We start from the raw sequence: 25,952 nt of genomic DNA on the forward strand, positions 1-25,952 counted from the left end.
CACTTGATTATTTATATTTTTAAGAAAAAAAAGAAGCTAACAAGCTTATAAAGAAATAATTATTGTTATTGTTGTTAAAAAATAAGCACTTTAACGTAGGCAATAAAACCCAACTGTTAATGTGGATACTACGTATTTTCTAAAAGTTGTAGTTGCTTTACATCAAAGAAAAGTGATTTATTACAAGCGTTACCAATTTTTAAGGTTAACTTAAGTTTTTGTATTAGTTAAATTTAATCAATCCATTAATATCGAAGTGTAATATAATATATAGCGATTAATGAAGTATTATAATGTTACTGATAACAGAGAATGGGCGAAATAATAATGTACTATCCGTCAGATTTAACTGGATTATTTGCCAATAAAATTAATGAAAGGAATATTTTTTTCTAAAATAAAATTATTTAACATTATATTAATTTATATTGCTAAATAAAAAATAATTTGTTTAGCAGTTGGATTTTTTCGACTTCCTTTTAATCATCTAAATAAGACTAAAAATACATCTTTTTTGTCGTTTAGATCACAAATAAAGCGCTTTTATTCGTATATTTATTGCCATTTAAGATAGGTTTTTATTTAATCATATTATTAGCTAAACCGTTTTAGTTTTTCTAATTACTATTAATGTTCGTTTATAAACGAAGCAAGACTTACCGAGGCTATGATGAATATTGAGAATATTGCTCGCCAACTAGTGCCTTTATTGGGAGGCGCTGAAAACATTGCCAGTGCGGCGCATTGTGCTACCCGCTTAAGACTTGTATTAGTCGATGACACTAAAGCTGATAAAGAAGCAATCAATAAATTAGAAGGTGTAAAAGGGTGTTTTAGTAATGCAGGACAAATTCAGGTGATTTTTGGTACTGGCTTAGTCAATAAAGTGCATGCCGCCTTTATTGCCGCAGCAGGTATCGGTGAATCTAGTAAATCTGAGGCGGCAAATATTGCCGCCAAAAAGCTTAACCCATTTCAGCGAATAGCTAGACTGCTTTCTAATATCTTTGTGCCTATTATTCCTGCCATTGTGGCGTCAGGTTTATTAATGGGATTACTCGGGTTAATGAAAACTAACCAGTGGGTAAGTCCTGATAATGCACTGTATATCATGTTAGATATGTGTAGCTCTGCGGCATTTATTATTTTACCTATTTTGATAGGTTTTACTGCGGCCAAGGAGTTTGGCGGAAATCCTTATCTTGGTGCTACATTAGGTGGAATTTTAACGCATCCTGCATTAACTAATGCCTGGGGAGTTGCTGCTGGTTTTAACACCATGAATTTCTTTGGGTTAGAAGTAGCAATGATTGGCTATCAAGGTACTGTTTTTCCGGTATTGCTTGCCGTCTGGTTTATGAGTGTGTTGGAAAAACAATTACGTAAAGTTGTTCCTAATGCTCTCGATTTAATTATCACGCCATTTTTAACCGTTATTATTTCGGGCTTTGTGGCGTTATTAGTAATAGGGCCTATTGGTCGCCTTTTAGGTGATGGTATTTCATTACTATTAAGTACCTTAATTACACAGGCGGGTTGGATAGCAGGGCTGATTTTTGGCGGGCTCTATTCTGTGATTGTTATTACGGGTATTCATCATAGTTTTCATGCTGTCGAGGCGGGTTTATTAGGTAACCCTAATATTGGAGTTAACTTTTTATTGCCGATTTGGGCAATGGCGAATATTGCTCAAGGTGGTGCTTGTATTGCCGTTTGGTTTAAAACCAACGATGCAAAAATTAAAGCCATTACAATCCCCTCTGGTTTCTCAGCTATGTTAGGTATAACTGAAGCTGCAATTTTTGGGATTAATTTACGTTATGGAAAACCTTTTATTGCGGCTTTAATTGGTGGTGCTGCTGGTGGTGCCTGGGTTGTAGGCTCACATGTTTATATGACAGCCGTAGGATTGACCGCTATTCCTGGTATTGCAATCGTGCAAGCCGGTTCAATTATGAATTATATTATTGGCCTTGTGATTGCCTTTGTGACGGCGTTTGTTATCTCTCTTTTGCTGAAATACAAAGTGGAGTCTGCATAAATGAACAAAAACGAAGGGTTATCTGCGATTTTACAGTCGGTTATGCGTAATAGCACTAAAGCTGTAAAAGATAAATATTATCCACATTGGCATTTAGCGCCAGTAACCGGATTATTAAATGATCCTAATGGATTTTGTTTTGATGGCGAATATTATCATCTATTTTATCAATGGAACCCTTTGTCTTGCGAGCATAAACATAAATGTTGGGGGCATTGGCGTTCAAAGGATCTGATTACTTGGCAACACCAACCAATTGCTTTACTACCTGATGAATTTTATGACAAAGATGGCTGTTATTCAGGTAGTGCAGTGTTCCACCAAGGGCAATTAACCCTTTGTTATACCGGTAATGTCAAATTTGAAGATGGATCTCGCACTGCATGGCAATGTTTAGCCGTTGAAAATCAACAGGGAGGTTTTGATAAGTTAGGGCCTGTCTTAGGGCTGCCTGATGGTTATAGTGGTCATGTCCGTGATCCAAAGATTTGGCAATATAATGATATGTGGTACATGGTATTAGGTGCACAAAATTTAGATAAACAAGGTAAAGTTTTACTTTATTGTGCATCGACGCTTTATCACTGGCGATTAGTGGGAGAATTAGCTGGAAGTTATTTAGGCGGGTTAGCTGATGCGGGTTATATGTGGGAATGCCCAGATCTCTTTGAGCTAGATGATCACTTTATTTTATTAACATGTCCTCAAGGTATAAAAAGAGAACAACAACGGTTTTTAAATTCGCATCCTAGTGCTTATCTAATAGGGGATTTTGATTATTCAACATTGCAATTTCAGCATGGTGATTTAATCGAACTAGATGCAGGTTTTGAGTTTTACGCACCCCAAACAACATTAGCGAATGGCAGACGTTTATTATTTGGTTGGATGGGGGTTCCTGATGGTGAGGAAATGTATCAACCGACAATTACTAATGGCTGGATACATCAAATGACTTGCCCTCGTGAATTACACATAAAAGAAGGGAGGCTTTATCAACAACCCGTAAAAGAGTTACAACAACTCAGACAAAAACCAACATATTGGCAGGGTATTGCTGATAATGCCCCCACAATTAATGAATTTTTAATTGAGCTGGAGTTGCAACTATTTGGCTCTATTACTATTCATTTTTCTGATACTCTTTCGTTAATTATTGAGAATGACCAAGCACTATTAAAACGCCGTAGCGCTAAAAATGGGGAGTGGCAATCACGTTTCTGGTCTGGTGATATAAAACATCTTCAAATATTATGTGATAGTTCTAGTGTAGAGATTTTCTTTAATCACGGTATGGGTGTGATGAGCAGTCGTTTTTTTCCTTCAGAAAAACAAGCAATCCTATTTTTAGGTAAAGACGAAATAAAACTAACAACCTGGCAATTAACAGATGCATTACCAAGTTGAATAAAATTATATAAACAATAAGATAATTTAAGTTTAGCGAATGTGGTATTAAGTAGAATAACAGTGAAAAAACAAAAACGTATTACCATTACAGATATTGCAAAAATAGCGGGTGTTTCCAAAACAACCGCAAGTTTAGTGTTAAATGGCCGTGGTAAAGAGATGCGTGTATCTGATGATACTATCGCGCGTATTACGGCTATTGCGGAACAATATCAGTATCAGCCTAATATTCATGCTCGCTCTTTACGTGATAACCGTAGTTATGCATTAGGGTTGGTTATTCCTGATATTACTAACTACGGTTTTGCTTCTGTGGCGTATGAACTAGAAATATTATGCAGAGAAGCTGGCATTCAATTACTTATTTCCTGTACTGATGAAAATGCAGCTCAAGAAACGCTGGCAATAGAACATCTGTTATCACGACAAATTGACGGTTTGATTGTGGCTTCTTGTTTACAAAGCGATTTTGAATATCAACGTTTAAGTAAACAAATACCCGTTGTATTATTTGATCGGTATTTTGAAGGAACAACATTACCTTTTGTTGTCACAGATTCAATAACGGCAACACAACAACTTATTGCAAAAATTGCTTCGACAAAAGGCATTGATGAATTTTATTTTCTAGGTGGACAATCAACGCTTTCACCGACTAAAGATCGTCTTTTAGGTTTTACGCAAGGGCTTTCACAAGCACAAGTCAACCTAAAATCAGAATGGATCATACATGGACATTATCACCCAAGTTCAGGTTATGAAATGTTCGGCTCTTTATGTGCATCTTTAGGTCGCTCTCCAAAATTTGTTTTTACTTCTGCTTGTGGCTTATTAGACGGTGTATTGCGCTATCTAAGTCAAAATAGAATTATGCAAACTGACGTTTATTTAGCAGGTTTTGATGATCACTATTTGTATGATTCATTATCAATACCAATAGATACGGTTGCGCAAAATAATCCTGAATTAGCATTACACTGTTTTCATCTGGTTATGGGATTAATTAACCAGACAAACTTAGAAGTTCATCAAATTTTTGTTCCAGCAAAAATTCATCAACGACATGAGTAAGGCTGAGCAATTTCATGCAATCATCAGTATAGTATTTATGATACAAGCTGATGATTTTTACCGTTGATGGAGTCAATATTCGATGCGACAAGAGCAGGCCAAACTTATTCACCTTCCTGAGCTTAATAGTCTTGCTTATCTGCAAGCTGAATATTTGCATCAAACTTTTTCACGTCATACCCACGAAGGCTTTTGTATTGGTGTGATTGATGATGGCGCACAACAGTTTTATCGCACAGGAAGCGAACATATCGCCCCTAAAGGTGACATCATTATTGTTAATGCTGATGAAGTCCACACCGGCTCCTCTGCAGTTGAATCGGGCTGGGCTTATCAAGCTATTTATCCTACACCCGAATATCTGCAAACATTAACGCGTGATCTACAACAAGAGCAGGGTGCAACGCCTTGGTTTCCTGATGCCGTTATTCACGATCCCGGTTTAAGCCAACAACTTTTATTGCTTTTTTCATTACTGGAACAACCCAATAATTATCTTTTAAAAGAGTCGATATTACTTTCAACAATGGCAATGTTGATTTTGCGTTATAGTAAAACAAGAACCCAAGAAAAACCATTAAGCGCTATAGGGCAACGGTTACAGTGGGTGAGTGAATTAATGAATGACACACCAGAGAATGAATTTTCACTCAATACATTAGCTGAAATGGTGAATTTAAGCCCATGGCATTTTTTACGTCAGTTTAAAAAAGAAATAGGCATGACACCCCATGCTTGGCTTATTCAAGCCCGTATTCGTAAAGCAAGGCAGTTACTCTCTTTAGGTCACACACTTACCGATGTAACACAACGTTGTGGTTTTTCAGATCAAAGCCATTTCCATCGTCATTTTAAAAATGCCATTGGTGTTACACCGGGGAACTATTTAAAAGGGCTTCGATTGTCTTCCTCTCTAAAATCTCCTTTGCTGTAATAAAAAAATAAAAGAGCAATTTTATACAATCCCATTTATCTTTACTGACTGATAATCATTCTCTATAGAATTAATGTATTCGACGTGAAGACAGGTAAATGGAAAAAATCAAAAATAACACTGATGATAAGCAGACTATGCGTGCCTTTGGTTTAGGTGCTTTGCATGTTTTGCCTTTATGCCTTGCGGTGATCCCTTGGGGAATACTTGCAGGTTCAATGGCTGTTGATGCTGGGCTAACTTTCGCGCAAAGTATCGGAATGTCTGCCATTATTTTTGCAGGTGCGGCGCAATTAGTGACTTTAGGGTTAGTTGTTTCAGGTGCAGGAATGCTAACCATTATTGTTTCAGTCTTTTTTATTACCGCCCAACATCTTTTATATGGTTTAACCTTACGCCCCCATGTTGCTCATTTAAAATGGTATCAACGTATTACAATTGGCTTTTTATTAACAGATGAGCTTTTTGCAGTTTCAGCACAACCTAAAGTGAAACTAACACCTGCTTATATGATCGGTGCAGGATTATGTTTTTATTTAGCGTGGGTGGTGGTCAGTATTGTTGGCATTATTATGGCGAGCCAAGTTTCTGATTTATCACGTTATCATCTTGATTTCTCTATTGTTGCAACGTTATTAGCTATTGTTATTCCACTAATAAAAACATTCAGTACGTTAGTGGGCGTTATTGTCTCTTTTTGTCTCTCTATTCTCTTTAGTTGGTTAAATATAGAAGGTGGCGTAGTTATAGGCGGGCTAACTGGTATGTTTATCGCGGTTTGTGTTGCAAGAATAAGAGGAGAACAAAAATGACATGGTCACTATTATTAATTTTGGCATTCGTTATTTTTCTTCTGCGTTATTTCTTTCTTGAACCTGCGGTACCCGTTAAGTTACCGTCAGTGATCAGGCAAGCCTTAGGATATTCTGCACCTTGTTTATTAACAGCCATCTGTGCACCCATAGTGTTGTTAGAAAAGGGCGAATTTAAAGGTATTGTTGATAATCCTTATCTTTGGGGTACCTTATTGTGTGTTGGACTAGCACTGAAAATACGCAACACTTTAGTGGTGGTTTTACTGACCTTGGTTGGTTTTTATCTGCTTAATGCCTTGTTAAACTAAATACCAAAGGTGATTTTATTTAACGTAATATTTACATTTAAAAATAATCATTCCTGTATTAATATAACTCGTTATTTTATCAGCCGTCTTTGAACGGCTGATCCTACCTCTCTTTTCTATATTCTCATTCATTATCCGACTCGTTTCACCTCTCATTTTTAACGTATACCAATTGATGTTGTGTTAAAAAAATGTGATCTAAATTGCTTCGATTTGGTTTTGCTTCTGCTTTTGGTTTTTTGTTTTGAATACCATCGCAGAATCGCAGGCCTGATCTCCTTATTCTCGTTATCAATGATACGGAGGCACTTTATATGTTTTCAGAAGAACGGCGACAGGAAATCTACACCATCATCAGAGAACAAAAAAAAGTTAAAGTGGCTCAGCTTGCGGAAAAATTCAATGTCACATTGGAGACTATTCGTAGTGATTTGAAATACCTTGAAGGAGAAGGGTTGATCAAACGTTGTCATGGTGGCGCCATACTAGGGAAACAAGAAATTAAAAAAATAAGTAAATTCAGTGATAGTTTTGATATTTCATGTTTATTGCACGACTTATTAATTATTAGAGAACGTAAAGATAGAAAACCGGAAGGTAAAGTCTGTGTTTTAGGATCGTTTGTGGTGGATATTATTGCCAATGTCGAATCTTTTCCGAAAGTCGGTGAATTAGTTAATTCAAAAAGTAATTCGATAGGCCCTGGTGGCAAAGGAACAAATCAGGCTATAGCGGCAAGCTTTTCTGATGCTAAAGTCCATTTAATAACGAAAGTCGGTGAAGATCATTTTAGTAAATACGCTTATAAATATTTACAAGAAAGTGGCATTGATTCTTTCACTATTTTTCAAACAGAAACCGAGCCAACAGGCAGTTCAATTAGTTATTTGGCTGACAAAACACAAAATAATATTACAGCAACTTATTTAGGCGCTAATAATACCTTTTCTGAACAAGAGATTGATATTTCATTGCCTTATGTAAGTGAAGCCGATGTGTTATTGCTTCAAGGCGAAATAAATATAGAAGCCAATATAAAAGTGGCCTTATTTGCTAAGTCAGTTAATAAAATCATCATACTGAATGTTGCACCTTATAACGAAAACCTAAAACAGCTTTATATATACCTTGATTTTATTACTTTAAATGCAAATCAAGCGTCCCATTGGGCTGATATTGAAATAAACGATATTAATGATGCAAAGCAGGCGATCAGTATTATTTCCGGTGACGAAAGTAAGAAAGTGATTATCTATATGGATGAGCTTGGTGTGGTTTATTTCGATGGTCGAGCCACATTTCATATTCCACCTATGCCATCATTACGTGTCGATACGATGGCTGCGACAGATGCGTTTAACGGCGCATTTGCATCAAAGATAGCAGCAGGAGGCACAATGCATGAGAGTGTATTATTTGCCAGTGCTTTCCTCTCTGCATTTATAGAACAAAAAGGCGTAACAGCAATGCCTGTCCTTTCCCAAGTTCAGGCTCGCCTTAAATCAAGGCTTGAAGATATTCGGCCACAAATAATCTGCAATGAGAAAAGGTGCATATAATGAAAAAAACACTTCTGGCATTTACCCTATGCAGTTCCATTTTTTCACTTCCGGCTTTCGCTCAATACCCTGAGAAACCGATTACTATTGTTGTTCCTTGGGCTGCTGGCGGTAATACCGATACTGTTGCACGCCTAGCAGCTAAAGGGCTACAAGAAGAATTGGGCGTGACTGTTAATGTAGTCAATAAAACAGGTGGCAGTGGTGTTGTGGGTCATGATGCTATTAAAAATGCAAAACCTGATGGCTATACACTAGGAATTGCAACGGTTGAAATTACCATGATGCATCATCAAGGGATGACCAATTTAACCTACCAAGATTACACACCTATCACACGCCTTGCGGTTATCTATGGTGGATTGCAAGTTGGAAAATCATCACCATTTAAAAATGCACAGGAAATTCTTGATTACGCGAAAGCAAATCCGGGTAAGTTAAAAGCATCAGGCAGTGGCTTAAATTCAATTTGGCATTTGAATACTATTGGTATGTTGCGTGCTGCTGGATTACCAGATAATGCTATTCGCTTTATCCCTTCTCAAGGTGCGAGTGCAGCATTACAAGAGTTAGCATCAGGGGGGGTTGATATCGTGACATCTTCATTAGGTGAAGCCGACAGTATGGTAAAAGCTGGTTTAGTAAAACATATGGCTATTATGTCCAACGAGAAATCTGTCTTTTACCCAAATGTACCATTATTCAAAGACGCTACAGCTTATAATTGGGATCTGCAAGCGTGGAATATGTTGGTTGCCCCTAAAGGTCTTGATAAAGAAGTTCAAGATAAACTCACCGCAGCCATGAAAAAAGTATATGCATCTGGTGAATTAGCCGAATTTGCAAATAAACAAGGCTTTGAAGTTATTGAATTATATGGCGATGATGCCACTCAATTTATGGCCAATGAAGATAAAAAGTTTGGCGAAATTATAAAGAAATAACTGAGGGAACGGCTGAACAACGGCCGTTTTTATGCCTATGCTAAATCGTCATATTTTATCGCTCATATTTTGTTGCTTTGGTTTATTCCTTATTGTTTATAGTGCCTATTCATTAGGCGATTTTAGTGAATATGGTGCCGCGTTTATGCCTTCTATTATTGGTGGTGGCATGATTATATTTTCATTAATAGATATATTTTCACGTAAACAAGAAAGTGATATTCCATTAGTGACATGGCATGAAATAAAATTTGTCTTATTAATTATCAGTATTATTCTTTTTTATGTGCTTGCATCCGATTATTTAGGTTTTATTTTAACCGGATTAATTATTACTGCACCATTAATGATGAAATATGCAACAGTAAAATCTATATATAGTTTTATTATTTCAACTGGAGTGGTGTTAGGTGTGTATTACTTATTTACCGCTGTACTGTTAGTACCGCTACCTCAGCTATTTTCATAAATAGAGAACAACAGTATGGATATATTAATTAGCGCACTTGCTTATATTGATTACACAACAATTCTTGTCGTTATTGGTGCTTGTCTATTTGGCTTATTTGTTGGTGCAATTCCCGGATTAACATCAACAATGGCTATTGCATTAATGGTGCCATTTACTTTTTTTCTTGATCCCATTCCAGCTTTAGCCTTAATGATTTCCGTTGGAGCATCGTCTATATTTGCTGGGGATATCCCCGGAGCCTTATTAAATATACCAGGTACACCAGCATCAGCAGCTTATACGAATGATGCACATTCATTAGTAAAAGAAGGTAAAACGAACCGTGTATTAGGCATGTCATTAACCAGCTCTGTAATTGGTGGCGTAATTGGAACAATTATATTAGCCTCAACAGCGCCAATATTAGCTGAGTTTGCTTTAAAATTTAGTTCTTACGAATATATGTGGTTGTCTTTAATTGGTTTAAGTTGTGCAACCATTGTTTCAGGCTCACATATTAGAAAAAGCTTATTAGCACTGTTCTTTGGTATTGCATTAGCCACCATTGGTTATGATGAATTTACAGGTCAAGCCCGCTTTACTTTCGGTGAAGTTTCTTTAATGCAAGGAGTCAGCTTTATTCCGGCAATGATAGGATTATTTGCTATTTCTGGTGCTATCAAATATTACGTTGAACGTTGGAAAGAAAAGCAAATTACACTGACAGAAGTGAATGTGGAAAATAATTCTTACAATATCTTTAAAGGTGTGGGTGGCATTGTTCGTCAACGTAAAGGGGGGATTTTTCGTAGTGGGATCATCGGAACGCTTATTGGTGCTTTACCCGGTGCTGGCGCCGATATTGCAGCTTGGATCTCCTATGCAGTTTCAAAAAAATTATCTAAAAAACCAGAAAAATATGGTCATGGTTCTGAAGAAGGTATTGTTGATGCATCTGCCAGTAATAATGCCAGTTTAGCAGGAAGTTGGATCCCATCGCTAGTCTTTGGTATTCCTGGTGATTCTGCTGCTGCAATTATTATCGGTGTACTGTATATGAAAGATATGCAACCGGGGCCTACGCTATTCTTATTTAATCCCGATAAATTGTATGCTGTCTTTATTATCTTTTTTATTGCTAATCTTATTTTACTGCCAATTGCTTTTATTGTTGTCAATTTATTGAAAAAGATTGTTGCCATCGATAATGCGATTATTTACCCAGCAATCATCCTATTTAGTATCGTGGGTTCATATGCAATCACAAATACGATGTCTTCTATTGTGGTTATGTTAGTTATGGGTGTTATTGGCTATTTCCTTCAAGAACGAAAATTTCCAATATCTCCAATTATTTTAGGCATGATATTAGGGCCTATGTTAGAAAAGAATTTACTCTCATCATTAATGAAATCTGACGGTGATTTAATTAGTTTTGTTAATAGACCAATTTCGATGGTGTTAGCCAGTGTATTTCTTCTCATTGTTATTATGCAAATTAGAGGTGCATTGAAAGCTAAATAACGTATCTCGTTTTTATACCAAATAAATTAAATATAAAGATACTTTTTAAGTATCAGGGAAAGCTCATCTTAAATAAGCAAAATAACGTTTTTTAAGATGTTAGAAATCAGCAGATAAATAAAAAATATCGGGTGATCAAATGAAAAAAATATTAAATAAGCCAGAAAATTATGTCGATGAAACATTAAAAGGTTTATGCCTTGCGCATAGCCATATTTATCGTCAACCACAGCCAAGATTGATTGCTCGTTCAAAAAAAACAGATAAACCCAAAGTTGGTATTGTAACAGGCGGTGGCTCTGGTCATTTGCCTGTATTCACTGGATATGTCGGTGAGGGATTATTAGATGCGGCCGCTGTAGGGGATGTTTTTGCTTCACCTTCAGCCGATTTAATGGCTGATACTATTCGTGAAGCAAATAGTGGCTTAGGTGTATTGCTACTTTATGGCAATTACGGTGGCGATGTGATGAATTTTGACATGGCAAGTGAAACGGTTGATTTTGAAGATAATATTCGTTGCACAACTGTATTAGTTGCAGATGATGTCGCTTCAGCCAAACCTGAAGACGCACATAAACGCCGTGGTGTAGCTGGGATGATTTATGGTTTTAAAATGGCGGGCGCCAAAGCAGAAGAAGGCGCATCACTTGATGAAGTGACACGTATTGCTCAAAAAACCATGGAAAATACCCGAACGATTGGTTGTGCGTTAACATCTTGTACCTTACCAGCCGTAGGGCATCCTACCTTTGAAATTGGTGAGGATGAAATGGAAATGGGCATGGGAATTCACGGTGAACCGGGAATTTGGCGCGATAAGCTACGCAGTGCTGATGAAATTGCTCAAGAAATGTTCGAACGTCTACAAGCTGAATTATCACTCAAACCAGATGATAAGGTTACAGTCTTAGTCAATTCATTAGGCGCAACACCACTCGAAGAGCTCTATATTCTATATAGCAAAGTTGCACAGCTTGTTGAGAAAATTGGAGCTACGATTATTCATCCATTAGTTGGCCGTTATGCTACATCAATGGAAATGACGGGCGTGAGTTTAACACTATGTAAATTAGATGATGAACTCGAAGCTTTAATGAATGCGCCTGCTCATTGTGCATTTTGGAGAGTCTAGCGATGAATATCACTCTTGATATGCTAAAACAAGCTGTTGCACGTATTGCAACAGCTTGTGAGCAATCTCAGTCAATGCTGTGTGAAGCTGATAGTCGTTTAGGTGATGGTGATTTAGGGATCACCATGCAAAAAGGATGGCGACAAATTGCAGATGATGCACAAGATTGGCCTGATGATTTAAGTAAATCACTTTTTCAATGCAGTAAATCATTACAAAAAGCCTGCGCTTCTTCTTTTGGTACATTGCAAGCAACCGCTTTTATGGCAATGGCGAAGTATTGCAAAGAAAATCAACTGCAAGAAATAACACCCACCGATATTTCACCACTTTTAACCGTTGCGTATCAAAGCATGATGACGAGAGGAAAAGGGGAGTTAGGGCAAAAATCGGTACTTGATATTATTTACCAATTAGCTGAAGCACTAAAACCCATTTTATCTCTATCAGAATTAAAAACAGTAGCCTTACAGAGTATTGATAATACGCTTAATGAATTTCGTCAAAAACCTAATTTATTAGGTCGAGCGCGTATGTTCCCAGAAAAATCTATTGGTTTAGATGATCCTGGCATGTTGGCAATTAAAGTTATTGTTGAAGCAATCTGATTTAATAAAGGTCTTAATATGAAAAAATTATTTGGTGTTACAGTGGCAATGATTACTCCGTTTGATTCTAATGATAATGTCGATATTAAAGCGTTATCTGAATTAACTGACATGTTGGTCACTCAAGGTGTTGATTGCCTCTATCCTTGTGGCACTACGGGAGAAATGTTACGTTTATCGGCTTTAGAACGTAAAAGTGTTGCAAAAACTGTTGTTGAAACAGCCAATAAACGCTTACCTGTTTTTATTCATGTTGGTGCAATGACATTAACAGAAACCATTGAATTAGCGAAACACGCCGTTGATATTGGCGCTGATGGAATTGGTGTGGTGACGCCACAATTTTTTGGTGCAACAGATAGAGAATTAGAAAACTATTTTGTGACGGTAGCAAACAGTGTGCCAGATAATTTTCCTGTTTACCTGTATAACATTCCACAATGTGCGGCAAATAATATCAAGCCAGAATTAGCTGCAAAAGTACAACAACAGTGTAAAAATGTGATTGGGATTAAATACAGTTTTGCTGATAACAATACAACATTAAGCTACCTTGCCGTAGCCGATAATTTTTCAGTGCTTCATGGTTATGATAAATTATTCCTAGGTTTATTAGATGCCGGTTGCGATGGCACCGTTTCAGGTTGTGCTTGTGTTTTCCCTGAGCCATTTGTGAATATGTATAAAGCCTATATTGCAGGTAATCAGCAAGAAGCAAAACATTGGCAACAATTTTGTGTGAAATTTAGTGATGCACTCAAATCAGGTGCAAATATGGCAATATTTAAATCGGCATTAACCATGCGTGGTTTAGATGGCGGTCATATGCGTTTACCACAACTCGATTTATTATCTGAAGAAAATCAACAATTAAAAGAAGATTTAACTCAATTATGTAAAGAAGCGGGTATTACTTTTTCACTTAATTAAATAGTGGTTAAACAAACATCCCCGTTATTTTAGTTGATTGGTTGTATGTTGATCCTTTTAGCAGTATAGGTTTTTCTATACTGCTTTTTTAATGTCAGAATAGACATAAGATGCAATGATTTATTGCGCTAAAAAATGACCGTATTGTGCGATATCGACATTACCACCGCTGATAATAATACCGATTTTCTTACCTTTTAATTTATCACCAAATTGACGAGCTGCCGCTAAACTTAAACAACCAGTTGGCTCTACAATAATTTTCATTCTCTGGGCGTAAAACTGTATATTCGAAATTAACTCTTCATCTGTTGCAGTTAAAATATCGTCCACATTGTTACGGATAATCTCAAACGTATAATTGCCTAGATGCTGTGTTTGCGCGCCATCTGCAATTGTTTTTGGAGTATCAATATGAACGATTTCGCCTTTACGCAGTGATTGCTGCCCATCATTTCCTGACAAAGGCTCAACGCCATATATTTTACACTGTGGGGAAAGGGCTTTGGTTGATAATAAAGAGCCAGAAAGTAGGCCACCTCCACCTAATGGAACAAATAACATATCTAATTCCCCAACTTCATTGAATAACTCTTTTGCCACAGTACCTTGCCCTGCAATTATATGAGGATGATCATAAGGCGGAATTAACGTTAATCCTTCTTTTTGTGCCAGTTGCTGGCCAATTTCTTCGCGATCTTCTGTGTAGCGGTTATAGGTGATGACTCGACCACCATAGCTTTTTGTCGCTTCTATTTTAGCCTTGGGTGCATCTTCAGGCATGATAATTGTTGCAGGAATACCTAACAGCTTTGCTGATAATGCAATCGCTTGAGCATGGTTGCCTGATGAGAAAGTCACGACACCATTTTTACGCTGTTCTGTGGTAAATTGTGATAACGCATTCATTGCACCTCGAAATTTAAATGCCCCCATACGCTGAAAGTTTTCACATTTAAAATAAAACTGAGCTCCTGTTAGCTCATTAATAGTACGAGAAGTTAAAACAGGTGTTTTATTAAGATAAGGAAAAATGCGTTGATGGGCTTCGGCAACATCTTTATAGGTAGGAATAGGCAACTTATTCATGAGATTGCTCCCTGATCACCACGGCTTCAATTTCAATTTTGCTTCCAAAATGCAGTTCTTTTACACCCGCGACTAATCTTGCTGGTCTGTGTTCACCAATCCATTTTGCGTATAGTTCATTAACGATAGGCCACTCGTTAATATCTGTCACATAGACTTTAACTTGAGCAATATCGGTTTTCTTTGCATTTATTCCGAGAAGACAAGCAGTTAAATTTTCAAGCACTTGTGTGATTTGAACTTCAACCGGTTTGTTTGTCAATGGATTACCTTGTTTATCTAAAGGTAATAGTCCTGAAATAAACGACATATTATTTGCAGTAACTACATGGGAGTAATGCCCACCAGGTGAGGTGAGGGACTCAATATTTTGTAGTATAAGATGTGAGGCCATAGTGTTTTCCTATTTCACTTAAGTTGGATAAAATGTATACTTATTTATACATAATGTCTAATCTTAGATCAATAGTTTATTTCATTTATTTGCTAATAAATTTATTTTTTAGAAAATCAAAGAACTATTATGATTTTGTCATTATCGTTGATGTTAAATAGTTGACCTTTTGAATGATCTCGTCAAAAGGGATCGGTTTACTTTTATCACTATAAAATAATGTGTTATAAACATTTTTTGCTAAGTCATTATACAAATCTCCTTTTATTTTTGAATATTCCATATTTATCATCATATTATTTTCATTGAGGATAGTAGTAATGGAGTTATTATTTTCTTGAGTGTTGTTTTTTATTTTTACCAATTCATTTTTAAGAGGTTTAATAGTTAAGTTATTTTTTAAGATTTCATCTATCTTTAGTGAAGATATTTTTTCCATTACATGAGTATCACGTAATAGTGATTGAATAATAGAGCTTTGGGCACATTTACTGTTTATTTCAATGTTATACTCCTTGCTCAATTCAACAAATATTTCTTTTCGATTTTCACCTGTTAAATGTTTATTTTTTTTAGCGCAAATATGATCAATTTCTCTATTAATTATGGCTGATATAAGCGTAACTCTTTCTTCTTCTTTCCATTTTCCTATCATCTGCTCTAGTGTCAATTTCTTGGCTGTTGGCGAGTTTAAATCTTTTACCGTGCTTTCTAGCATCATAATCGCGAGTCTTTGACTTACATCTTTGAGATTAATGTCTGTTGATTTTTCTTTGTATCTCAATGAGGCAAATGTGTTTTTTGCTTCATTAATATTTTTTAATAACGATTGATAATTTGAAATTTCATCAATTTTTACTGATTTTTTCTGATCTATCGCACGAGATACTCCATACTTATTTCCAAATAAAATATTTCTCATTTCATCACCCTTTAAATATATAAAAATAATATTTTCTTATATTATTAAGCTAATAATTAAATACGTCTTTTAGAAATTGCACGATTATATTTATTTTTAATTCAAAGATAAAAAAAGAGTGAAATATGTAAGTCGTCAAAAAATAACGTAAACAATAAATAAAAAGAGGTGCAAAAAACACCCCTTAATAGTTTGAGTATAGTAACTTTAGTATGAGCAGCGCGTTATTTTCCACGCTGTATAAATCGCCATTAATGGTGCTAACGCTAAAAATAAGAAAAGGGCAGATGCAGAAGAAGATAGCCCTTCCGGTGTACCACTATTAAAGCCATTTAAGTTTACTATCATACCTGCAAGAGCAGAACCGAGTGCAGTTGCAAATAACTGTACCGTGGTAATAGAGGCCCCCGCAATATCTTTATCTTGTTCTGACGCGACTTGTAATATTCGTGTTAATAGGTGTGGCCAACCAAAACCAATACCATATCCCACTAAGAATAAAGCGAATAAGATAATAGAAAGACTAACTGCGTTTTCTGATTGTAGCAGTGGGTTTGGAATAACAAACGCTAACACTAATAAACCAGCAAAAACAATAATAGGACCACTTAAAATACTAAAACGCATTTTAGCACCTTGCCAGCTTGCACTAATGACTTCAGCAACTGTCCAGCCTAGCGCCATTAATGCACTCATATATCCAGATGCTAAAGGTGTTTGCAGATGTAAGCTTTGTAGATAATAAGGAACAAAGATCTCACACGTCATACCAATCGCTAATAACGAAATAGTCAGATACAAAAGCGCATGTAAAGAAAGACCTTTAAATGTATTGGCGGGTAATAACCGAACAGTAAGGCGTTTCTCACAAAAAATAAGTACGCCAATTAAACCAAACACAGTCACGATACTGAGTAAATTAATGGTAAGGGAGGAAGAAAGACTACCAGAGGAAATAAGCAGAACTGCTACTGTTAAAATTATTAGTTGAAGATAAGGTAGGCTTTGTGATGTTGATTTTGGAGCATCATTGTCATTCTTTGGTAAAATAAACCACAAATAAATACCATAAAAAAGCATGATAGGTAACATAATACCAAAGGCATAACGCCAAGCATCTAATTGGGCAAAAATTCCACCAATAGCAGGACCAATTAATGTAGCAACACCCCACATGCCTGAAATTAATGCCATTGCTCGTGGCCACAATGCTTGGTCATAAACGATATTCACCATAGCGTAAGAAAGCGCAAATAAAAGCCCACCGCCAAGGCCTTGAACAAATCGGCCAATTAACATGACTTCCATTTTAGGTGCGATTGCACACAATAAACTACCAATAAAAAAAAGTACCGTTGCGATCAGATAGGCACCTTTGGCACCTAATAAACTTAATAAGCGTGCAGATAATACTGAGCCAATAATAGAGGCGGCAACAAACAGCGTGGTGTTCCATGCATATAATCCCATTCCGCCAATATCGGTTACGACTGAGGGTAAAATTGTGGTCGCCATTAAAATATTAATTGCGTGGATAACGACACCAAATGAAAGTGCAAATGAAATTGCCCCATTCCGTCCTGAGAAAAGATCACGCCACTGGCTATTATTATCTGGGATCATTAGAAAAAATATCCTTCTTTTATTGCTATTACGACATAGCTTCGTTAAATTACCAAGTTAAAACTTGGATTAATAAATACTGAGACGCCTAATATGTCAAGAAAAAACTTGGAATATAATTATCCTGCTCAACGTAGTGTTGGCGATAAAATTCTATTTTTAATTAAAAAACATGGGCCAATGCAAGCAAATGATGTTGGTCAACGTCTTGGTACAAGTAGCGAAGCGGCAAGACAACAATTTGTAAAGCTTGCCAGCGCAGGATTGGTTGAAGCAATAACAGAGCCAAGAGGGGTTGGACGACCTATTCAATATTGGCACTTAACAGAATTAGGACAAAAGCAATTTCCAGATACTCATGCTGAATTAACAGCGCAAATTCTGATGACTATTCGTGAAGAATTGGGTGAAGGTGCAATTGATAAAATTATTCTAGCACGAAAAAAACAGAGTTATGAACGCTACACACAAGCGATAAGAGAAGCAGATGAACTAACAGAACGCTTAGATATTTTAGCCACTCTACGTAGTCAAGAAGGCTATATGGCGCATTGGGAGCAAGTAAAAGATAACGAATATCTATTTATTGAAGATCATTGCCCAATTTGTGCAGCAGCTAAAGTGTGCCAAGGTTTTTGTAATACAGAGAAAGAGATATTTTCTGAAACACTAGGAGTAGAACTGCAACGTGTTGAATATATCTTAGAAGGCGCGAGACGTTGTGCCTACCGTATTAAAATCTAATTTTATTAAGCCTAAAACAATAAAAGCAAAAACCGCGCATTAAAGCGCGGTTACTGTTCTGTCCTTAGAAATTTAGCTTAGTTTTTACAATGTAATCGCAGACGCTTTCCAAATTCGTTGCATATATTCTGTTACCGCACGATCCGCAGAAAAATAGCCCATTTGGCAGATATTTAATGCAGATTTTTTCAACCAAGCATCTTCATCTTGATAAAGCACATCAACATTATCTTGCGTATCAACATAGCTACGATAATCAGCTAATACCTGATAATAATCACCAAACTCAATTAAGCTATCGAAAATTGATTTGTATTTATCAGGGCAATTTGGATTAAAGAAACCATTAGCGATTTGATTAAGAGCAGTGTGTAATTCAATATCTTCATCGTAATAACGACGTGGAGAATAACGCTGTCTTAACTCTGCCACTTCTTGTGCATTGTGACCAAAGATAAACATATTATCAAAACCAACATGCTCACCAATCTCAATATTAGCACCGTCAAGTGTACCGATAGTTAATGCGCCATTTAGGGCAAATTTCATATTCCCTGTACCAGAAGCTTCTGTGCCTGCTAATGATATTTGTTCAGATAAATCTGCCGCGGGGATAATGTGTTGCGCTAAACTTACGCCGTAGTTAGGAATAAAGATCACTTTTAGTTTATCTTTAATACGCTCGTCATTATTAATCTTACTGGCAATATCGTTGATAAGATTGATAATTTTCTTCGCATTATAATAAGCTGATGCAGCTTTACCTCCAAAAATAAATACTCGAGGTACCCAGTTTTTCTCTGGATTTTCTAAAATGCGATTATAACGAGTGATAATACCTAACACATTGAGAAGTTGGCGTTTATATTCATGAATACGTTTAATTTGTACATCAAATAACGCATCAGGATTAATTGTAATATTCAAATCTTGCTGAATAATATTAGCTAAGTTTTGTTTATTCAGTCTCTTTGAATCTTTTAATTGGTGTAAGAAATCGTTATCTTTCACCAGTGGCATTAATTCACCTAATTGTTCTAAATTGGTTCGCCAGTTAGTACCAATCTGGTTATCAATGACTTGAGAAAGAGAAGGGTTGGCTAAAGCCAGCCAACGACGTGGTGTTATGCCATTGGTAATATTGCAGAATTTCTTAGGATAGATCATCGCAAAATCAGCAAATAAGGATTGCACCATTAATTGGCTATGGAGTTCAGAAACACCATTAACTTGATGGCTAATAATTACCGCAAGCCAAGCCATACGGATATTACGTCCATTTTCTTCATCAATAATAGAAACACGACGTGATAAATCGTTATCATTAGGATATTGTTCTCTAACTTGTTTTAAGAATTTATCATTGATTTGGAAAATAATTTGTAAATGGCGAGGAAGTACGCGTCCTATCATATCAACAGGCCAAGTTTCTAATGCCTCACCCATTAATGTATGATTGGTGTATGAGAATATACAGATTGTTTGTTCCCATGCTTCACCCCAGCTAAATCCATGATTATCAATAAGCTGACGCATTAATTCAGGAATAGCAAGAACAGGGTGAGTATCGTTGAGGTGAATAGCAATAAAGTCTTTTAAATTATCGAAGCGTTGATGAAGATGATAATGACGTTGCAAAATATCTTGAATAGAAGCGCTGACTAAAAAATATTCTTGCTGCAAACGCAACATCTTACCTGATATAGTTGAGTCATCAGGGTAAAGAATACGAGAGATATTTTCAGAGCGATCTTTGGCTTCTGTCGCCTCAAGGTATTCACCTTTATTAAATTTACCTAAATTAAATGCACCATTTGCTTTAGCAGACCATAACCTGATGGTATCTGTTGCTTGTGTATTATAACCAGGAACAATAGAGTCATAAGGTTGAGCCAGCACATTTAAGGTATCAACCCAATAACTTTTCTCGCCTTCTTGTTGTAAACGCCCGCCAAAATCTACTTCAAATTGCACATCATGGCGAGGAAATTCCCAAGGATTACCTTTTTCAAGCCAATTATCCGCAACTTCATGTTGTTCACCATTTTGAATTTGCTGGCGGAACATACCGTATTCATAGCGAATACCATAGCCTGTCACCGGATAACCTAATGTGGCACAAGAATCAATAAAACACGCTGCTAAACGACCTAAACCACCATTACCTAAACCTGGATCTGGCTCAAGTTCAATTTGCTTTTCAAGATCAAGTCCTAATTCTTTTAATGCCTCTTTAACTTCGTTATAAACCCCTAAAGAGAGCATTGCATTCGTTAAAAAACGCCCCATAAGAAACTCCATCGAAATGTAATAAACCTGTTTTACTTTCGGTGAAAGTTCCGCTTTAGTTGATTTTAACCAACGTTCAACTAAACGGTCTCGTATAGCGTAGGATGTTGCGTTTAACCAATCTGTTGGCGTGGCATATTTAGGCGAAGTACCAACAATAAACATCAGTTTATAGACAATAGAACGTTTTAACGATTCAACATCCTTATTTGGTGATAAATAATCAAATTCACATAAACTTTTCATTATAAATCTCTTTTAGTGATCTACAGGTCAAATAGACATGTGTCTATAAACGGTGATACAGCGTTGCATATGTCTTTGCCGCCGTTTCCCAACTAAAAATAGTTTGGCTCATGGCATCTGTTTGAACTTGTTGCCATTGTTTTGGCATTCCCCACAAGGTAAATGCTCGATTGATAGCAAGACGCAAATCATCAGGTGTTGCTTCATGGAAAACAAAACCTGTGGCTTGGTGACGGGCTAGGTTTTCTAATGAACAATCATTCACCGTATCAGCTAATCCACCGGTGTGTCTCACTAAAGGAAGTGCACCGTATTTCAAGCCATATAACTGAGTTAACCCACAAGGTTCAAAACGACTAGGTACCATAATCACATCAGCACCTGCGACAATTTGGTGTGAAAAACTTTCGTCATAGCCAATATGAGTAGCAACATGTTGAGGGTATTGTTGTTGAGCATGTAAAAATAACGATTCAAGATGACTATCACCTGTGCCTAACAACACAAATTGACCGCCTTGATCAACAATATCAGGTAATACGTCAATCACTAAATCAAGTCCTTTTTGTGATGTTAAACGGCTCACAACAGCAAAAAGAGGGGCATTGTTATTAACAGGTAAACCGCATTTTTTCTGTAAGGCGATTTTATTTTCTAGACGCTTATTGAGGTTATTTACATCATAGCGACGTGTAATTAAGTTATCCGTTGCAGGATCCCAAATCGCCTCATCTATGCCATTTAATATGCCACTTAATCGATGTTCATCCGTACGTTGACGTAATAAGCCTTCAAGTCCATAACCAAATTCAGGGCGAGTTATCTCTTTGGCATACGTTGGGCTAACCGTCGTAATATGATTTGCATAAAATAAGCCCGCTTTTAAGAACGAAATTTGCCCATAATATTCCAGCCCATTAATTGAAAAGCTGTAATCAGGTAATTCAAGTTGATGTAGATGAGAAGGTGAAAACTCGCCTTTATAAGCTAGGTTATGAACTGTAAAAACGGATTTTGCAGGGTAGTGTTTTACAGCCAAATAAGCGCAAGCTAGCCCCGCATGCCAGTCGTGAGCATGAACAATATCAGCATGCCATAAAGGATCTAATCCCGCGGTTAATTCACTGGCAACCCAACCTAATAGGGCAAAACGAAAAACATTATCACTATAGGCATGTTGATATTCATCGTGATAAGGACTGCCTGCTCGTTGATAAAGATGAGGTGCATCAATAAGATAAATATCAACACCTTGGTATTGTCCATAAAGCAAAGAAATATTACCTGCAAAAGTATCAACATTAGTGACTAATTTAAGATCAGCAATATTATCTTTAATCGCAGGAAACGCAGGTATAACAACCCGCGCATCTAAGCCTATTTTTTTCTGAGCTAGAGGCAAAGAGCCCATAACATCAGCTAATCCCCCTGTTTTTAGCAGAGGGAATAACTCAGAACAACAGTGAAGCACATTCACGAAAATGCCTCCTCATTTTGAGGTTTTTGTTCTGCATTTTTTTCAGTTGGTTTTTCTTTTTCTTGATGCGCTAATAGCTCAAGCATTTCTCTTGTCACTAGCACAATACCTTCTTCAGTACGGTGAAAACGTGCCGTATCATCTTCTGCATTCATACCAATGACTGTCCCTTCAGGGATAGTACAACTACGTTCGATAATACAACGTTTTAAGTAACAGTGATGACTCACGGTAACATCAGGTAAAATGACAGAATCTTCAATGTGGCAGAAAGATTCAACGCGAACCAATGGGAATAAGACAGAAGAATAGAGGGTTGAACCATTGATAATACAGCCATCTGCAATCAAAGAGTTCATCATTTGCCCATGTTCACCATGATTATCTTGTACAAATTTTGCAGGTGGTAGAGGGGTCATAAAGGTACGAATTGGCCACTCTTTGGCATACATATCAAGCTCTGGTGTCACTGAGGCTAAATCAAGGTTTGCAGACCAATAGGCTTCAATGGTTCCTACATCACGCCAATAAGGGGCTACAGATGGATCAGAGCTAACGCAAGATAGTTCAAATGGATGAGCTAACACATCACCACGTTCAGTGATTTTAGGAATAATATCTTGGCCAAAATCATGATGTGAGTCGGGATCACGGCTATCTTCTTCTAATAAATCAAATAGATAATCTCTATCAACAACATAAATCCCCATACTCGCTAATGAATGATTTGGATCATCAGGAATGCATGGTGGGTTTGATGGTTTTTCTAGAAAATTTAGTACGCGACGATTTTCATCGATATCCATAATACCAAACTGAAATGCATCTTCTTTGGGAACTCGAATACAGGCAACGGTAAATTTTGATTTATTTTCAACGTGATCAAGCAATAAACGCGCATAATTCATTTTATAAATATGATCACCCGCTAAAATCACCACATATTTAGCTTTGTAACTACGAAGAATATCAAGGTTTTGATATACCGCATCAGCCGTCCCCATATACCAATGATCAGTATTACAACGTTGTTGAGCCGGCAATAAATCAACAAATTCATTCATATCTTCGTTAAAAAACGACCAACCGCGTTGAATATGTTGGACGAGGGAGTGCGATTGATACTGAGTTATTACACCAATGCGACGGATCCCTGAATTAAGGCAGTTTGATAGCGTAAAGTCGATAATTCGAAATTTCCCACCAAAGAAAACCGCCGGTTTTGCACGTTTCGCTGTCAATGCTTTTAAACGCGTGCCACGACCTCCAGCTAAAACGAGCGCAATTGCCTCTTTAGGAAGTTGTTGTGCCAACATTAATTTTTGGCCTTGTTCTGTTGTCATCATAGTTATAGCACTCCAATCAAATTACTTAACTTGGGAGGAAATATTGGGTAATTTTTCAGTAGAAGACTGAGTATAAAAAACGCTATTTCGCCAAAGGGTGATACTGTTAGGTTGTACTTCACAATGCTGAGATTGTGTTGGGTGACAAAGAGGCCAGCTAGCCGTATCAAGCAAGCAAGACCAAGACCCATCAGGTAAAGAAAAGACAGCTCTGTTTCTTAATGGATTAATCATTAAAATCCATTGTTGCGCTAAAAAAAGTTGTAATGGTGAGGGCGGAAGTTGTTGCCAATCTTCATAGCTCATTGGTTGAGCATCTTGATTAAGCCAAATAACATTTTCGCTATCTTCTTCCCACCATTTAAGAGAACTTAAAGGTGTAATTTGGTGACGTAATTCAATAAGGTGGCGAATGTAATCAGTTAAGTTATAAGGTTGTTGAAACCATTTGATCCAACTGACTTTATTATCCTGACAATAAGCGTTGTTATTACCATATTGCGTATTACCCACTTCATCACCAGCAAGTAAATGAGGTGTTCCCCTAGAAAGCAGTAAGGTTGCCAACATATTCCTAGTCGCAAGCAATCTGTATTGACCTATTTTTTCGTTAACTATCAAACCCTCTTCACCAAAATTCACACTGTAATTGGTGTTATGTCCATCTAGGTTTGATTCTCCATTTTCCTCGTTATGTTTATTCTGATAACTCACTAAATCCCGTAGTGTAAAGCCATCATGGCTCGTTATCATATTGACACTAGAATAGGGAGGGCGTCCGTTTTTATGGTATAGCTTTGCAGAGCCAGTAATGTTGTCTGCAAATGTTGCAATAGACACATCTCGCCATAACCAAAAACGACGAATAACATCACGATAGCGGTCATTCCATTCTGTAAATGGAACTGGGAAATTGCCGACTTGATAACCATCAGAGCCTAAATCCCATGGCTCTGCGATAAGCTTAATGCGTGAGAGAAGCGGATCTTGGCGAATAGCCGTTAATAATGGCGATTGTGTATCAAAATAAGGAACACGACCAAGACTTGTTGCTAAATCAAAGCGGAAACCATCAATATGAAATTCAGTAACCCAATAGCGTAGGCAATCCATTACCCACTGCACTGTTTCAGGGCGACTTAAATTAAGAGTATTGCCACACCCCGTCCAATTTTGAGCTTTGTTTTCATCGTTTAACCAATAATAGCTTTGGTTATCAATACCGCGTTGAGAAACAATATAACCTTCAAATTGGTCACTTAATTCCGCAGTGTGATTGAATACTACATCTAGGATGACTTCAATATTGGCTTTATGTAAGCATCTTACTGCTTCTCGAAATTCATCAATAATATTCCGGCCTGTGTTGGAATAATATTGTGTCGATAAAGCAAAAGGCGCTAATACGTTATAACCCCAATAATTTTTTAATCCGATTTTATGAAGATGTGGCTCTGTTAAATGATATTGAACTGGCAATAATTCCAATGCCGTAATACCTAGTTTTTTCAGATGAGAAATAAAAGCAGGGTGGCCTAATGCAGCATAAGTTCCCGCAATTTTTTCAGGTATATCTGGATGAAGTTTTGTTAGTCCTTTGACATGCCCTTCATAAATAATAGTTTCAGACCAAGGTGTATTTAAGCGTTGATAAGTGCCTTTTTCTTTATAATAGTGGCAAAAATAACCACTATCATCCGTGATAACTGCTTTAGGTGTTATCGCACTATCATCATGTTCTAATGCATTAAAAACAGGAGATGTATAAGGCAAGGTGTTGTTCACAATGCCTGTGACTTGTTTCGCATAAGGATCTAATAACAACTGTTGAGGTTGATAGAATAATCCTTGTTCTGGGTTCCATTCGCCTTCTACACGATAACCATAATGCAAGCCCGGCCCTGCACCAGGTAAGTATCCATGCCAAATAGATCCCGTTTTGCCGGGTAATGGATAGCGGATCTCTTTGCCTGCTTTATCAAATAGGCAGAGTATGACTTTAGTGGCATTTTCACTAAAGAGTGTAAAATTTACTCCATAGCCATCATAATGACTGCCCATAGGAAAAGGGCGACCATAATCTAAAGACATA

The 25,952-nt window shown here is 36.9% G+C and carries 22 protein-coding genes; 14 read left to right on the forward strand and 8 right to left on the reverse strand.

What is annotated here, in order from left to right:
* Nucleotides 1-670: 670 nt before the first annotated feature.
* From JEP40_RS01765 to JEP40_RS01825, 13 genes are all read left to right on the forward strand, one after another.
* Nucleotides 671-2,041, forward strand: a complete 1,371-nt coding sequence (locus JEP40_RS01765) for a sucrose-specific PTS transporter subunit IIBC (protein WP_198622177.1) — start codon at nucleotides 671-673, stop codon at nucleotides 2,039-2,041.
* Nucleotides 2,042-3,448, forward strand: coding sequence for a sucrose-6-phosphate hydrolase (locus JEP40_RS01770; RefSeq protein WP_198622178.1), 1,407 nt, complete (start codon nucleotides 2,042-2,044; stop codon nucleotides 3,446-3,448).
* 63 nt (nucleotides 3,449-3,511) lie between these two features.
* Nucleotides 3,512-4,522 (forward strand): LacI family DNA-binding transcriptional regulator, encoded by a 1,011-nt coding sequence (locus JEP40_RS01775; protein ID WP_198622179.1) that lies wholly within the window; start codon nucleotides 3,512-3,514, stop codon nucleotides 4,520-4,522.
* Between the two features lie 82 nt (nucleotides 4,523-4,604).
* Entirely contained in the window at nucleotides 4,605-5,456 is an 852-nt protein-coding gene (locus JEP40_RS01780) for an AraC family transcriptional regulator (RefSeq protein ID WP_198622180.1), read from the forward strand.
* Nucleotides 5,457-5,554: 98 nt separating this feature from the next.
* Nucleotides 5,555-6,268, forward strand: coding sequence for an AzlC family ABC transporter permease (locus JEP40_RS01785; RefSeq protein WP_232799121.1), 714 nt, complete (start codon nucleotides 5,555-5,557; stop codon nucleotides 6,266-6,268).
* Nucleotides 6,265-6,579 (forward strand): AzlD domain-containing protein, encoded by a 315-nt coding sequence (locus JEP40_RS01790; RefSeq protein WP_198622181.1) that lies wholly within the window; start codon nucleotides 6,265-6,267, stop codon nucleotides 6,577-6,579. The genes JEP40_RS01785 and JEP40_RS01790 overlap by 4 nt, the downstream gene beginning before the upstream one ends.
* Before the next feature lie 314 nt (nucleotides 6,580-6,893).
* Nucleotides 6,894-8,138: a PfkB family carbohydrate kinase gene (locus tag JEP40_RS01795; protein WP_198622182.1), complete on the forward strand. Its 1,245-nt coding sequence runs from the start codon at nucleotides 6,894-6,896 to the stop codon at nucleotides 8,136-8,138.
* A complete protein-coding gene (locus tag JEP40_RS01800) occupies nucleotides 8,138-9,082 on the forward strand; it encodes a tripartite tricarboxylate transporter substrate binding protein (protein WP_198622183.1) in 945 nt (314 codons plus the stop codon). Before JEP40_RS01795 ends, JEP40_RS01800 begins: the two co-directional genes overlap by 1 nt.
* A gap of 31 nt (nucleotides 9,083-9,113) precedes the next feature.
* A complete protein-coding gene (locus tag JEP40_RS01805) occupies nucleotides 9,114-9,551 on the forward strand; it encodes a tripartite tricarboxylate transporter TctB family protein (RefSeq protein WP_198622184.1) in 438 nt (145 codons plus the stop codon).
* Nucleotides 9,552-9,566: 15 nt separating this feature from the next.
* Entirely contained in the window at nucleotides 9,567-11,057 is a 1,491-nt protein-coding gene (locus JEP40_RS01810; RefSeq protein WP_198622185.1) for a tripartite tricarboxylate transporter permease, read from the forward strand.
* 139 nt (nucleotides 11,058-11,196) lie between these two features.
* Nucleotides 11,197-12,192, forward strand: coding sequence for a dihydroxyacetone kinase subunit DhaK (locus tag JEP40_RS01815; RefSeq protein ID WP_198622186.1), 996 nt, complete (start codon nucleotides 11,197-11,199; stop codon nucleotides 12,190-12,192).
* 2 nt (nucleotides 12,193-12,194) lie between these two features.
* A complete protein-coding gene (locus JEP40_RS01820) occupies nucleotides 12,195-12,800 on the forward strand; it encodes a dihydroxyacetone kinase subunit L (RefSeq protein WP_198622187.1) in 606 nt (201 codons plus the stop codon).
* A gap of 18 nt (nucleotides 12,801-12,818) precedes the next feature.
* Nucleotides 12,819-13,730: a dihydrodipicolinate synthase family protein gene (locus JEP40_RS01825; RefSeq protein WP_198622188.1), complete on the forward strand. Its 912-nt coding sequence runs from the start codon at nucleotides 12,819-12,821 to the stop codon at nucleotides 13,728-13,730.
* Between the two features lie 120 nt (nucleotides 13,731-13,850).
* On the opposite strand, the gene JEP40_RS01830 is transcribed toward JEP40_RS01825, so the two are convergent.
* The 4 genes from JEP40_RS01830 to JEP40_RS01845 all read right to left on the reverse strand — a co-directional run bounded on the left by JEP40_RS01830 (nucleotide 13,851) and on the right by JEP40_RS01845 (nucleotide 17,758).
* Entirely contained in the window at nucleotides 13,851-14,819 is a 969-nt protein-coding gene (locus JEP40_RS01830) for a threo-3-hydroxy-L-aspartate ammonia-lyase (protein ID WP_198622189.1), read from the reverse strand.
* Entirely contained in the window at nucleotides 14,812-15,213 is a 402-nt protein-coding gene (locus JEP40_RS01835) for a RidA family protein (RefSeq protein WP_198622190.1), read from the reverse strand. Before JEP40_RS01835 ends, JEP40_RS01830 begins: the two co-directional genes overlap by 8 nt.
* A gap of 127 nt (nucleotides 15,214-15,340) precedes the next feature.
* Nucleotides 15,341-16,135 (reverse strand): hypothetical protein, encoded by a 795-nt coding sequence (locus JEP40_RS01840; protein ID WP_198622191.1) that lies wholly within the window; start codon nucleotides 16,133-16,135, stop codon nucleotides 15,341-15,343.
* Nucleotides 16,136-16,342: 207 nt separating this feature from the next.
* A complete protein-coding gene (locus JEP40_RS01845) occupies nucleotides 16,343-17,758 on the reverse strand; it encodes an MFS transporter (protein WP_198622192.1) in 1,416 nt (471 codons plus the stop codon).
* A gap of 93 nt (nucleotides 17,759-17,851) precedes the next feature.
* On the opposite strand from JEP40_RS01845, the gene JEP40_RS01850 reads away from it, so the two are divergent.
* Nucleotides 17,852-18,502: a helix-turn-helix transcriptional regulator gene (locus JEP40_RS01850; protein ID WP_198622193.1), complete on the forward strand. Its 651-nt coding sequence runs from the start codon at nucleotides 17,852-17,854 to the stop codon at nucleotides 18,500-18,502.
* Between the two features lie 84 nt (nucleotides 18,503-18,586).
* Here the strand turns inward: JEP40_RS01850 and glgP are convergent, their stop codons facing one another.
* Genes glgP through glgX form a run of 4 tightly spaced genes read right to left on the reverse strand, consistent with a single transcriptional unit; the run spans nucleotide 18,587 to nucleotide 25,951 of the window.
* Nucleotides 18,587-21,037 (reverse strand): glycogen/starch/alpha-glucan family phosphorylase, encoded by a 2,451-nt coding sequence (gene glgP, locus JEP40_RS01855; RefSeq protein WP_198622194.1) that lies wholly within the window; start codon nucleotides 21,035-21,037, stop codon nucleotides 18,587-18,589.
* Nucleotides 21,038-21,080: 43 nt separating this feature from the next.
* Nucleotides 21,081-22,514, reverse strand: coding sequence for a glycogen synthase GlgA (glgA, locus tag JEP40_RS01860; protein WP_198622195.1), 1,434 nt, complete (start codon nucleotides 22,512-22,514; stop codon nucleotides 21,081-21,083).
* Nucleotides 22,511-23,860 carry a glucose-1-phosphate adenylyltransferase gene (glgC, locus tag JEP40_RS01865; protein ID WP_198622196.1) on the reverse strand — a complete coding sequence of 450 codons (1,350 nt, stop codon included), beginning with the start codon at nucleotides 23,858-23,860 and terminating at the stop codon, nucleotides 22,511-22,513. Before glgC ends, glgA begins: the two co-directional genes overlap by 4 nt.
* 21 nt (nucleotides 23,861-23,881) lie before the next feature.
* A complete protein-coding gene (gene glgX, locus JEP40_RS01870) occupies nucleotides 23,882-25,951 on the reverse strand; it encodes a glycogen debranching protein GlgX (RefSeq protein WP_198622197.1) in 2,070 nt (689 codons plus the stop codon).
* Nucleotide 25,952 lies beyond the last annotated feature (1 nt).

Source organism: Proteus vulgaris, assembly GCF_016239305.1.
GTDB lineage: Bacteria > Pseudomonadota > Gammaproteobacteria > Enterobacterales > Enterobacteriaceae > Proteus > Proteus vulgaris_C.

Coding starts and splice junctions, on each gene's coding strand:
- glgC (WP_198622196.1), bottom strand. CDS start 23,860: ATGATGACAACAGAACAAGGCCAAAAATTAATGTTGGCACAACAACTT.
- JEP40_RS01830 (WP_198622189.1), bottom strand. CDS start 14,819: ATGAATAAGTTGCCTATTCCTACCTATAAAGATGTTGCCGAAGCCCAT.
- JEP40_RS01840 (WP_198622191.1), bottom strand. CDS start 16,135: ATGAGAAATATTTTATTTGGAAATAAGTATGGAGTATCTCGTGCGATA.
- JEP40_RS01790 (WP_198622181.1), top strand. CDS start 6,265: ATGACATGGTCACTATTATTAATTTTGGCATTCGTTATTTTTCTTCTG.
- JEP40_RS01795 (WP_198622182.1), top strand. CDS start 6,894: ATGTTTTCAGAAGAACGGCGACAGGAAATCTACACCATCATCAGAGAA.
- JEP40_RS01835 (WP_198622190.1), bottom strand. CDS start 15,213: ATGGCCTCACATCTTATACTACAAAATATTGAGTCCCTCACCTCACCT.
- JEP40_RS01820 (WP_198622187.1), top strand. CDS start 12,195: ATGAATATCACTCTTGATATGCTAAAACAAGCTGTTGCACGTATTGCA.
- JEP40_RS01765 (WP_198622177.1), top strand. CDS start 671: ATGAATATTGAGAATATTGCTCGCCAACTAGTGCCTTTATTGGGAGGC.
- JEP40_RS01780 (WP_198622180.1), top strand. CDS start 4,605: ATGCGACAAGAGCAGGCCAAACTTATTCACCTTCCTGAGCTTAATAGT.
- glgX (WP_198622197.1), bottom strand. CDS start 25,951: ATGTCTTTAGATTATGGTCGCCCTTTTCCTATGGGCAGTCATTATGAT.
- JEP40_RS01785 (WP_232799121.1), top strand. CDS start 5,555: ATGGAAAAAATCAAAAATAACACTGATGATAAGCAGACTATGCGTGCC.
- JEP40_RS01800 (WP_198622183.1), top strand. CDS start 8,138: ATGAAAAAAACACTTCTGGCATTTACCCTATGCAGTTCCATTTTTTCA.
- JEP40_RS01770 (WP_198622178.1), top strand. CDS start 2,042: ATGAACAAAAACGAAGGGTTATCTGCGATTTTACAGTCGGTTATGCGT.
- JEP40_RS01825 (WP_198622188.1), top strand. CDS start 12,819: ATGAAAAAATTATTTGGTGTTACAGTGGCAATGATTACTCCGTTTGAT.
- JEP40_RS01805 (WP_198622184.1), top strand. CDS start 9,114: ATGCCTATGCTAAATCGTCATATTTTATCGCTCATATTTTGTTGCTTT.
- glgP (WP_198622194.1), bottom strand. CDS start 21,037: ATGAAAAGTTTATGTGAATTTGATTATTTATCACCAAATAAGGATGTT.
- JEP40_RS01845 (WP_198622192.1), bottom strand. CDS start 17,758: ATGATCCCAGATAATAATAGCCAGTGGCGTGATCTTTTCTCAGGACGG.
- JEP40_RS01810 (WP_198622185.1), top strand. CDS start 9,567: ATGGATATATTAATTAGCGCACTTGCTTATATTGATTACACAACAATT.
- JEP40_RS01850 (WP_198622193.1), top strand. CDS start 17,852: ATGTCAAGAAAAAACTTGGAATATAATTATCCTGCTCAACGTAGTGTT.
- JEP40_RS01815 (WP_198622186.1), top strand. CDS start 11,197: ATGAAAAAAATATTAAATAAGCCAGAAAATTATGTCGATGAAACATTA.